General features: G+C 65.7%; 8 protein-coding genes. 1 reads left to right on the top strand and 7 read right to left on the bottom strand.

Annotated elements, in window-relative coordinates:
• The first annotated feature begins 14 nt into the window (after positions 1-14).
• Complete coding sequence (locus tag QMZ05_RS23750) at positions 15-785, top strand: hypothetical protein (protein WP_353702933.1); 771 nt, start codon at positions 15-17, stop codon at positions 783-785.
• Positions 786-809: 24 nt separating this feature from the next.
• Here the strand turns inward: QMZ05_RS23750 and QMZ05_RS23755 are convergent, their stop codons facing one another.
• The 7 genes from QMZ05_RS23755 to QMZ05_RS23785 form a co-directional block, all read right to left on the bottom strand.
• Entirely contained in the window at positions 810-1148 is a 339-nt protein-coding gene (locus tag QMZ05_RS23755) for a BA14K family protein (RefSeq protein ID WP_353702934.1), read from the bottom strand.
• An 11-nt stretch (positions 1149-1159) separates the two neighbouring features.
• Positions 1160-1468, bottom strand: a complete 309-nt coding sequence (locus QMZ05_RS23760; RefSeq protein WP_353702935.1) for a hypothetical protein — start codon at positions 1466-1468, stop codon at positions 1160-1162.
• 8 nt (positions 1469-1476) lie between these two features.
• Positions 1477-2952 carry an efflux transporter outer membrane subunit gene (locus QMZ05_RS23765; RefSeq protein ID WP_353702936.1) on the bottom strand — a complete coding sequence of 492 codons (1476 nt, stop codon included), beginning with the start codon at positions 2950-2952 and terminating at the stop codon, positions 1477-1479.
• Positions 2953-6237: an efflux RND transporter permease subunit gene (locus QMZ05_RS23770; RefSeq protein ID WP_353702937.1), complete on the bottom strand. Its 3285-nt coding sequence runs from the start codon at positions 6235-6237 to the stop codon at positions 2953-2955.
• Between the two features lie 3 nt (positions 6238-6240).
• Positions 6241-9348: an MdtB/MuxB family multidrug efflux RND transporter permease subunit gene (locus tag QMZ05_RS23775; protein WP_353702938.1), complete on the bottom strand. Its 3108-nt coding sequence runs from the start codon at positions 9346-9348 to the stop codon at positions 6241-6243.
• Entirely contained in the window at positions 9345-10583 is a 1239-nt protein-coding gene (locus QMZ05_RS23780; protein WP_353702939.1) for an MdtA/MuxA family multidrug efflux RND transporter periplasmic adaptor subunit, read from the bottom strand. The genes QMZ05_RS23775 and QMZ05_RS23780 overlap by 4 nt, the downstream gene beginning before the upstream one ends.
• 270 nt (positions 10584-10853) lie before the next feature.
• The coding region (locus tag QMZ05_RS23785; RefSeq protein WP_353702940.1) for an anion permease at positions 10854-11113 on the bottom strand (260 nt) is incomplete at its 5' end.

Consider the following 11113-nt stretch of genomic DNA (forward strand, 5'->3'; position numbering starts at 1 on the left):
GCCGCGTCACCCTGTTGTTCGATCGCTGCAGGCTGGCCCGACCGGTTAAGACAAATCTGGGCATTGTTTGCCATGCTTTTCCCCCAACTTGGCAGGAACGGCACGGGATGTTCGGGCGCAGGGTGGAGTTCGGAAAGAAGCAGGAGACCTCGGGCGGGCTCAAGGAGGCCTTGCGTCCGGCGCCGGATGCCGACGGCGCGGCGCCCACTTTTCACAAGAAGCAGTGGGATGATCCGCGGATCGGCTCGATGCTGCGCGATGCGGGGTTCGCGCCGGACGACGAACGCAGCAACGCACCGACGGCGGACAATCGCCTCGCCGTATTCGCTGCGGCCAATCGGCGGCTGCAGCAGCGCACCGAGGCCTTCAATCGCGACATGACGGCGCGGCACGGCCACTGCAACGCGGTGCCGTTCCTGGTCATCGATCACAAGATCTGGGACGGGCCGCACGGCGCGTTTCTCTACGCGCAGATGGATCTGATCGGCTACGACGAATGGAACGTGATCATGCTTGCGGCAGATCCGCAGACCACGGAGACATGCGGCCTGGCGGGCCATCCGGGCTTTCTCCCGACGGTGACACAAACGATGACCGAGCATGTGATCGGCTGGAAAGCGCGGCACGAGGCCCTGCTCGAGACGTTCGGAATGACCGGCAGCGGCGGCCGCGGCATCTCGCACGAGGACTATGAGACGGAAAGGGACAGCCTGCGCCGCGAGATTATCGACAAGGCCGGCTGGATGAAGCCGCGCATCATCGAAGACCTCCTCCGCAAAGGCTAGCGGCGCAGGCCTTTCCTGAGCATCTCAATCAGGCCGATCGCGCTGCCGCCGCGGGCGATGCGGCCGGCAATCCCGGCACGGTGCACCGAAGATCACCTGCGACGGATACGGCCGCGCCGAGTGATAGGGCGTCGAGCCGAACAGACCAGCCGCGCCGAAGCCCGCGCTGAAGGGATCGGCGGCGAAGCTCCCCGGAAACGATCCATTGCTGCGGAAATCGCGGTCGTCATTCCTGCCGTCGAAATACGCGCCGCCGGTGCTGCCGTAGCGCAGCGGCCGCTGCGGCGCGAAGTCCTGGGCCGATACAACAGCCGTGCTGAGCGCGACGGCGGCGCAGGCGATCAATGCTCTGCTGGCGGTCATGGCCGAGATCCTCATGGCGGATTGGTCCCCCAGTCGCCCTTCCAGGCGATCAGCCGTCCCTTGCCGAATTGCAGATAGAGCCCGTCGCTGCGCCGCGACAGCACGCTGCCCCTGACATTGGGCAGCGCGACGAACAATTCATTGCCCGGCGTGCCGCGCACGTAGTTCAGAGCAACGCCGAGCGACTGGCTGGCCTGGTCGGCGCTCATGCCGAACGCCAGCGGAACGCTGTTGGGTGGCCGCTGCTGCGCGCGAGCGATGCCGGCCGACGCGCCCAGCGTAATGAGGGCAATAACGAAGAGTGTCGCGAACCGCTGCATGATCGACCTCATGGCACTGCCGCCGCAAGCGTGCCGGCCGGCGTCCAGCCGCCGCCGAGCGCCTGGAACAGGCTGCTCGCCGCCAGCAGCTTGTTGAGCCGCACCGTGACCAGATTGTTTTCGGCCGTGAACAGCGTCTGCTGCGCCTGCAGCACCGTGATGAGGTTGACCGTGCCGCCGCGCAGCTGCGTCTCGGCAACCTCGAACGCCTTGCGCGACGCCGCCACGACGTCGGATTGCAGGCGCTCCTGCAACGTATACTTCTGCAACGCGATCAGCGCCTTTTCGACGTCGGCGAAGCCCGACAGCACCGCCTTGCGATAGGCCTGCAGGTTTTGCAATTGCTGGCCCTTGGCGAGCTTGAGCTGGCTCTCCAGCAGGAAGCCGTCGAACAGCGGCTGGGTCAGCCCGGCGGCCAGCGTGTAATACCAGGCGCCCGGCGCGAACAGCGAAGCCAGCGCCGCGCTCTGGAAGCCGGTGGTGCCGGTCAGCTGGATCTGCGGGAAAAACGCCGCGCGCGCCGCATCGACGCTGAAATTGGACGAGGCGAGCTGCGCCTCGGCCTGGCGAATGTCAGGCCGCTGGTAGAGCAATTCCGACGGCATCCCGGGCGTCACGCGCGGCACCGCGATCTGCGTCGTGGAGCCGCCGCGCACCTTGAAATCGGCCGGCGCGCGCGCCACCAGCAGGGCGAGCGCGGCCATGTTCTGCCCGACCGTCACCTCGAGCGGCGGGATCGCCGCGCGCTGCGTCGCGACCAGCGCCTCCTGTTGCGACAGATCGAGCTGCGAGGCGGTGCCGCCGGCGAATTGCGACTTGATCAGCGCGAGGATGCGCTCGGCCGCGGCCAGATTGCGCTTGGTGACCTTGATCTGGTCCTGTGCCGCCAGCAGCTGGAAATAGGTGTTGGCAACCGTCGCCATCGTGCTCAGCGCGACCACCTCGCGATTGTAGCGGGCGACCGTCGCGCTCTCCTCCGACGCCGACAGGGTCGCGCGGTTCTTGCCCCAGAAATCCACGATATAGCTCGCGCTCAGTCCGAGGCTGTATTGCGAGAATGTCCCGCTGCTGCCGCCGAGCAACGAATTCGATCCCGTCGCCACCTTTTGACGCTCGGCGTTCGCCGATCCGGACAGAGACGGCAGCAGCGCGGCGCCGGACACGCCGACCTGAGCGTCGGCCTGCACGATCTGGGCGATCGCCACCGCGATATCGAGATTGTAGAGCTGCGCGGATTCCATCAGCCCGGTCAGCTCGGGCGAGCGGAAGCCGCGCCACCAGGCGAGCGCCGGGACGGCCGCGTCGGCATCGCCCTTGGCGGCGGAGCGATAGCTCGCCGGCACTTCGAGGCTGAGCTCGGGCTTCTCCACCCCGGGGATGCAGCCGGACAGACCGAGGCTGAGGCCACCGAACGCCGCCGCGCGCAGAAACCGGGCCGGCTTCCGCAACTTCTCAAGATTTCGCAACGCTGCACCTGTCGGCATTTACTCGCCCGGTTGAAGTGAGGAGCCCGGCATCCGCATGCCGCCGCCGCGGCGGACACGCTGGGCCCACAGGCGGAATCGGTCGAGATAGAGGTAGATGACCGGCGTCGTGTAGAGCGTCAGGACCTGACTCAGGATCAGGCCGCCGACGATGGCGATGCCGAGCGGCTGCCGCAGCTCGCCGCCGTCACCCATGCCGATCGCGAGCGGCACCGCCCCGAGCAGCGCGGCCATCGTCGTCATCATGATCGGACGGAAGCGCAGCAGGCAGGCCTCCCTGATCGCCTCGAGCGGCTCCAGCCCGCGCTTGCGTTCCGCCTCCAGCGCAAAGTCGATCATCATGATGGCGTTCTTCTTCACGATACCGATCAGCAGGATGACGCCGATCAGCGCCATGATACTGAACTCGGTCTTGAATGCCATCAGCGCTAGCAAGGCGCCCACACCTGCCGAGGGCAGTGTGGACAAGATGGTCAGCGGATGGACGTAGCTCTCATAGAGCACGCCGAGCACGATGTAGATCGTGACGATCGCCGCCAGGATCAGGAACGGCTGGTTGCTGAGCGAATCCTGGAACGCCTTGGCGGAGCCCTGGAAGGTGCCGCGGATCGTGGCCGGGACGCCGATCCGGTTCATGGTCGCCTCGATGCTGGCGACCGCGGTGCTCAGCGACACGTTGGGCGGCAGGTTGAACGAGATGGTGTTGGCGACCAGGAGGCCCTGGTGGTTGACCGCAAGCGGTGTCGCGCCTTGCCTGAACGCCGCCACCGCCGACAGCGGGATCATGGTCTCGCTATTGGTCGAGACGGCCGAACCGGTCGAGGCCACGCCCTTCCCGGTCGCGCCGATCGAATTGGTGGCCTGGTTGCGTGCGGCCTGGGCATTGGCTGAACTCGCCGCGCTCGAGGTTCCCGTCGCCACCACGGTGCCGGCCACCGCGTTGGTCGATTGCGAGCCGCCGACCGATCCGCCCGACGTGCTGACATAGACGTCCTTCAGCATCTCGGGGTTCTGCCAGTAGCGCGGCGCGACCTCCATGACGACGTGGTACTGGTTGCGCGCGACATAGATCGTCGACACCTGGCGCTGGCCGAACGCGTCGTAGAGGGTGTTGTCGATCTGGCTGACCGTGACGCCGAGCCGCGCCGCGGCGTCGCGATCGATCACGAGGTCGGATTCCAGGCCCTTGTTCTGCTGGTCGCTGTTGACGTCGGCAAGGTTCGGATCGCGCTGCAGGGCCGCCGCGATCTTCGGCGTCCAGTCATTGAGCTCCTCCAGCGTCGAGCCCTGCAGCGTATATTGATACTGCGCGTTCGAGGCCCTGCCCCCGACCCTGATGTCCTGCACCGCCTGCAGGAACAGGCTGGCGCCGGGCACCACCGCCATTTCACGGCGCAGCCGCGCGATCACGCCGTCGGCGCCGATCTTGCGCTGGTCGAGCGGACGCAGCGAGACGAACACGAAGCCGGAATTGGTCTGGCCGCCGCCGGTGAAGCCGACCACGGTCTCGACCGCCGGATCGCGCTTGATGATCCCGACGAACTGCGCAAGCTTCTGCTGCATCAGCTGGAACGACACGCTCTGGTCGGCCTGGATCGAGCCGACCAGCCGGCCGGTGTCCTGTTGCGGGAAGAAGCCTTTCGGGATCACGTCGTAGAGATAGAAATTGAGGCCGAACACCGCTGCCAGGATCAGCATCACCAACAGTGGATGCTGAAGCGCCGTGGTCAGCGTCCTGCGGTAGAAATTCAGCATCGCCTCGAAGAAGCGCTCGCTGGCCCAATAGAGCCGGCCGTGGCCGCCGCGGTCCGGCTTCAGCAGCACGGCGCACATCATCGGCGTGGTCGCCAGCGAGATCGCGAGCGAGATCAGGATCGAGATCGAGATCGTCATCGCGAATTCGCGAAACAGCCGGCCGACGATCCCTGCCATCAGCAGGATCGGGATGAACACCGCGATCAGCGAGATGCTCATCGACAGCACGGTGAAGCCGACCTCGTTGGCGCCCTTCAGCGCCGCCTCGAGCGGGCTCAGGCCCTCCTCGATGTAGCGGGTGATGTTCTCCAGCACCACGATGGCGTCGTCGACCACGAAGCCAGTCGCGACCGTCAGCGCCATCAGCGACAGATTGTCGAGGCTGTAGCCGATCAGGTACATCGCCCCGAAGGTCGCGACCAGCGACACCGAGACCGCGACCACCGGAATGAAGGTGGCGCGCAGATTGCGCAGGAACGCGAACACCACGATGATGACCAGCAGCACCGCGAGAACCAGCGTGCGTTCCACGTCGTGCAGCGAGGTGCGGATGGTGGTCGAGCGGTCGACCGCGAGGCCAATGTCGATCGCCGGCGACACCGACGCCTGCAACTGCGGCATCAGCCCCTTCACGAGGTCGACGGTCGAGATGATGTTGGCGTTCGGCTGCCGGTAGAGGATGATCAGCACCGCGGGCTTGCCGTTGGCGAGGCCGGCATTGCGCAAATTCTCGACGCCGTCGGTCACCTCGCCGACATCGGAGAGGTGAACCGGCGCGCCGTTGCGGTACGCCACGATCAACGACTTGTAGTCGTCGGCCTTGTTGGCCTGGTCGTTGGCATAGACCTGGAAGCGCTGGTCGCCGACATCGATGCCGCCCTTCGGACTGTGGGCGTTGGCGCTCGACAGCGCCGCGCGAACGTCTTCCAGACCGATGCCGTATTTATAGAGCGTCTGCGGGATGAGATCGACGCGCACGGCCGGCAGCGAGCTGCCGCCCACCACCACCTCGCCGATGCCCTCGACCTGCGACAGCTTCTGCGCCAGCACCGTGGAGGCGGCGTCGTAGAGATCGCCGCGGGTCAGCGTATCCGACGTCAGCGTCAGGATCAGGATCGGCGCGTCGGCCGGGTTGACCTTGCGATAGGTCGGGTTGCTGCGCAGGCTGGTCGGTAGGTCCGCCCGCGCCGCGTTGATCGCGGCCTGCACGTCCCGCGCCGCGCCGTTGATGTCGCGGTTCAAGCCGAACTGCAGGGTGATCCGGGTGGTGCCGACCGAACTCGACGACGTCATCTCCGTGACATCGGCGATCTGGCCGAGATGCCGCTCAAGCGGGCTGGCGACCGTGGTCGCGACGTCCTGCGGGCTGGCGCCGGGCAGCGTCGCCTGCACCGAGATGGTCGGGAAATCGACCTGCGGCAGCGGCGACACCGGCAATTTGAAGAACGCGACAATGCCTGCGGCCGCAAGCCCGAAGGTCAACAGCGTGGTTGCGACCGGCCGGCGGATGAAGGGCGTTGACGGATCCATGGCTCAACGCGACCCGCTCGCCTCGCCGACCTCGTCCGCCCGCCCGGCAAACCGCAGCGCGAGGCGATCGAACCAGAGATAGATCACCGGCGTCGTGAACAGCGTCAGCAGCTGGCTGACGAGCAAGCCGCCGACGATGGAGACGCCGAGCGGATGCCGCAGCTCGGAGCCCGCGCCGCTGCCGATCATCAGCGGCAGCGCGCCGAGGACGGCCGCCATCGTCGTCATGATGATCGGCCGGAACCGCAGCAGGCAGGCCTGGTAGATCGCCTCCCGCGGCGGCTTGCCCTCGTTGCGCTCGGCATCGAGCGCGAAGTCGATCATCATGATCGCGTTCTTCTTCACGATGCCAATCAAGAGAATGATGCCGATGATCGCGATGATGGTGAGGTCCTGCCCTGCCATCATCAACGCCAGCAGCGCGCCGATGCCGGCCGACGGCAGCGTCGAGAGGATGGTCAGCGGGTGGATGAAGCTCTCATAGAGCACGCCGAGCACGATATAGACCGTGATGATCGCGGCGAGGATCAGGAACAGTTGGTTGGAGAGCGAGGACTGGAACGCCAGCGCCGCGCCCTGGAAGCTCGTGATCATGCCGAGCGGCTGGTTGATGTCGGCCTGCGCCTGCTTGATCGCGGTCACCGCGCTGCCGAGCGAGGCGCCGGGCGCCAAGTTGAACGAGACGGTCGCCGACGGGAACTGGCCGAGATGCGAGACCTGCAGCGGCGCAGTCTCCACCCGCATCTTGGCCATGACCGACAGCGGCACCGGCGTCGAGCCGACCGATGACGGCAAATAGATCGACGACAGCGCGTCCAGCGAATTTTGCAGTGACGGATCGGCCTCGAGGATGACCCGGTACTGGTTCGAATTGGTGAAGACGGTGGAGACGATGCGCTGGCCGTAGGAATCATACAGCGCATTGTCGATCGTCGCCGGCGTGATGCCGAACCGCGCGGCCTGGTCGCGGTCGATGTCCACGAACACCGACAGCCCCTGTCCGGAGATATCGCTGGTGACGTCGCTCAGCTGCGGCAATTGCCTCAGCTTGTCGACCAGCTTCGGCGTCCATTCCGCGAGCTCATTCGGATCGGCGTCCTGCAGGATGAACTGGTACTGCGTCCGGCTGACCGTGCCTTCGATGGTGAGGTCCTGGACCGGCTGCATGTAGAGCGTGATGCCCGTCAGATCAGCCGTATTGGCCTTGATCCGATCCATGATGGTCAAGACGCCCGCCTTGCGCTGCTCGTGCGGCTTCAAATTGATCAGGATCCGGCCGCTGTTGAGCGTGGTGTTGGTGCCGTCGACCCCGATGAACGACGACAGGCTCTCGACGTCGGGGTCTTTCAGGATCGCGCTGGCGAGCCGCTGCTGCCGTTCGGCCATCGCCGCATAGGATACCGATTGCGGCGCCTCCGAGATCGCCTGGATCACGCCGGTGTCCTGCACCGGAAAGAAGCCCTTGGGAATGACCACGTAGAGCAGCGCCGTCAGACCGAAGGTGGCGAGCGCGATCAGCAGCACGAACGTCTGGCGATCCAGCACCCAGTTGAGCATCCGGGCGTAGATCGCGATGACATAGTCGAAGCCTTCCCGGCTGAGCCGCTGGAAGGTGTTTTCGCGCGCCATGCTCTCCGGCTTCAAGAGTTTCGCGCAGGCCATCGGCACCAGCGTCAGCGACACCACGGCGGAGATCAGGATCGTGACCGACAGCGTGATGGCGAATTCGCGGAACAGGCGGCCGACGACGTCGCCCATGAACAGCAGCGGGATCAGCACCGCGATCAGCGACACCGTCAGCGAGATGATGGTGAAGCCGATCTGCTCGGAGCCGCGCAGCGCGGCTTCCAGTGGCGACTCGCCCTCCTCGATGTAGCGCGAGATGTTCTCGATCACGACGATGGCGTCGTCGACCACGAAGCCGGTCGCGATCGTCAGCGCCATCAGCGACAGATTGTTCAGGCTGAAGCCGAACAGATACATCGCCCCGAGCGTGCCGACCAGCGACAGCGGCACCGACAGGCTCGGGATCAGCGTGGCGCGGGTCGAGCGCAGGAACACGAAGATCACCAGCACGACCAGGACCACGGCGAGCGACAGCTCGTATTCGACGTCGCGGACCGAGGCCCGGATCGTCACGGTACGGTCGGTCAGGATGTTGAGGTCGATCGCGGCCGGCAGCGTGGCCTGCAGCTGCGGCAGCAGGTCCTTGATGCCTTGAACGACCGAGATCACGTTGGCGCCGGGCTGGCGCTGGATGTTGAGGATGATCGCCGGCGTCTCGTTCATCCAGGCGCCGAGCTTGTCGTTCTGCGCGCCGTCGACGACGTTGCCGACGTCGCTGAGGCGAACCGGCGAGCCGTTCTTGTAGGCGATGATCAGCGAGCGGTAATCGCTGGCATTGCGGATCTGGTCGTTGGCGTTGATGGTGTAGGCGCGCATCGCGCCGTCGAAATTGCCCTTCGGCGTGTTGACATTGGCGTTGCCGAGCGTGGTGCGGAGATCGTCGATGTTCAGCCCATAGGCCGCGAGCTTGCGGATGTCGGCCTGGATGCGCACCGCCGGCCGCTGGCCGCCGCTGATGCTGACGAGGCCGACGCCGGGCAGCTGCGAGATCTTCTGCGCGAGCCGCGTATCGACGAAGTCCTGCACTTGGGTCAGCGGCATCGTCTTCGAGGTCAGGCCAAGCGTCAGGATCGGCGCGTCAGCCGGATTGACCTTGGCGTAGATCGGCGGCGCCGGCAGGTCCGACGGCAACAGATTGCCCGCGGCATTGATCGCGGCCTGCACCTCCTGCTCGGCGACGTCGAGCGAGATCGACAGCCCGAACTGCAACGTGATCACCGACGAGCCGGCCGAGCTCACCGAGCTCATCTGGTTCAGATTCGGCATCTGGCCGAACTGCACCTCGAGCGGTGCGGTCACCGACGAGGTCATCACGTCGGGGCTGGCGCCGGGATAGAAGGTCTGCACCTGGATGGTCGGATAGTCGACCTCCGGCAACGCCGCGACGGGCAGGAATCTGAACGCCAGCATGCCCGACAGCATGATGGCGATCATCATCAGGGTCGTCGCCACCGGCCGCAGGATGAATGGCCGCGACGGGTTCATTTGGTCTGCCCGTCCTCGGACCGCTTGTGCGGGCCGCCTCCCGCCTTGTCGGGATCGGCGCCGCCTTTGCTATCGCCCTTCGCAGCCCCATTTGCCGCGCCCTTCGCCTCACCCTTGGCCGCACCGGCCGGGTTTGCGGCGTCAGTGGCGGAGCGCACCACCACCTTGGCGCCCTCGCGCAGCTTGTCGGCGCCGTCGATCACGATGCGATCGCCGGACGTGAGCCCCGACAGCACCTCGACGCGGTCGCCGTCGGTGACCCCGAGCTTGACCGGCCGCACCGAGACCGTGCTGTCGGCATTGACGAGATAGACGAAGGTGCCGGGAACGCCGCGCTGGATGCCGGCGGTCGACATCGTCGTGGCATCTTTGTGGGTGTCGAGCAGCAGGCGGATGTTGACGAACTGGTTCGGATACAGCGTGCGCTTGTCGTTCTCGAACTGGGCGCGCAGCTTGATCGTGCCCGTGGTCGCGTCGATCTGGCTGTCGAAGGTCTGCAGCGATCCCTCGGCGAGCTTGTTGGCGCCGCTGCGGTCATAGGCCGCCGTCGGCAACACCGCGCCCTCCTTCAACCGCTTCGCAACTGCTTGCAGGTTGTCCTCCGGCAGCGTGAACAGCACGCTGATCGGCTCGAGCTGCGTGATCACGACGAGGCCGCTGGTGTCGCCCGGCGTCACGTAGTTGCCGAGGTCGACCTGGCGCAATCCGACCCGCCCGTTGATCGGCGAGACGATGCGGCAATACGCCAAGTTCACTTCGGCTGATTTCACCGAGGCGCGGTCGGCTTCCACCGTGCCCTGATACTGCGCGACCAGCGCGACCTGGGTATCGAGCGTCTGATGCGGCACGGCGTTCTGGGTGGCGAGGCCTTGGTAGCGCGTGAGATCGACCTGGGCGCCCTTGAGCTGCGCCTCGTCGCGCGCCAGCGTGCCCTTGGCCTGCGCCAGCGTCGCCTCGTAGGGACGCGAATCGATCTCGGCGATCAGGTCGCCCTTCTTGACCTCATCGCCCTCCTTGAAATCGATCTTCATCAGATAGCCGCTGATCTGGCTCCTGATCGTCACGGTCGCGAGCGACGTCACGGTGCCGAGGGCGTTGAGGCTGACGCCGATATCGCCCTTGCCGACGGTCTCCGGCACGATTGACATCGGCCCGGCATTGCGTCCGCCACCGGCTTGCGGCGGTGCGGCCTGCTGCCGCGTCCACCAGACGATGCCGGCCAGGACCGCCAGCACCACACATCCCGTCAGAAACCCCGGCCAACGCGACGCTCGCCTGACTGGTCCAGGTGCGACGATCGACGGGTCTTTGATATGCTGGTCCATTAACTTGCCCACGAAGAAACACGAACGAGCTCGCGCGGCTCTATGTGTCCCCTGAAATCCGCGCGCGCCACATTCGAGGAAGCATTTTGAACGCTTCCCTCTGACAAAGCGCGTTAAGAATCGGAAAGGATGGCCCCTCCTCCCCGGTCGAGCGCTGTTTCACGCTGGATTGTGGCTATTTTACCCGATCGACTGTAACCAGGGCAACACGATCAGCAACAATCCGGCAAAGTAGATCACGCCGAAGATCAGCCCGAACTTCCAGAAGTCGCCTTTGCCGATATAGCCGCTGCCGTAATACATCGGCGCCGGTCCCGTGGCATAGGGCGAGATCACGCCCATCAACCCCAGCGAATACACACACAACAGCATCAGGGTCTGCACCGACAGGCCGGGAATGCTGGAGCCGACCGCGAGCACCACCGGCAGCACCGCAGCGG

This window comes from Bradyrhizobium sp. INPA03-11B, assembly GCF_040446015.1.
GTDB classification, from domain to species: domain Bacteria; phylum Pseudomonadota; class Alphaproteobacteria; order Rhizobiales; family Xanthobacteraceae; genus Bradyrhizobium; species Bradyrhizobium macuxiense_A.

Coding starts and splice junctions, on each gene's coding strand:
- QMZ05_RS23765 (WP_353702936.1), bottom strand. CDS start 2,952: ATGCCGACAGGTGCAGCGTTGCGAAATCTTGAGAAGTTGCGGAAGCCG.
- QMZ05_RS23760 (WP_353702935.1), bottom strand. CDS start 1,468: ATGCAGCGGTTCGCGACACTCTTCGTTATTGCCCTCATTACGCTGGGC.
- QMZ05_RS23770 (WP_353702937.1), bottom strand. CDS start 6,237: ATGGATCCGTCAACGCCCTTCATCCGCCGGCCGGTCGCAACCACGCTG.
- QMZ05_RS23775 (WP_353702938.1), bottom strand. CDS start 9,348: ATGAACCCGTCGCGGCCATTCATCCTGCGGCCGGTGGCGACGACCCTG.
- QMZ05_RS23755 (WP_353702934.1), bottom strand. CDS start 1,148: ATGACCGCCAGCAGAGCATTGATCGCCTGCGCCGCCGTCGCGCTCAGC.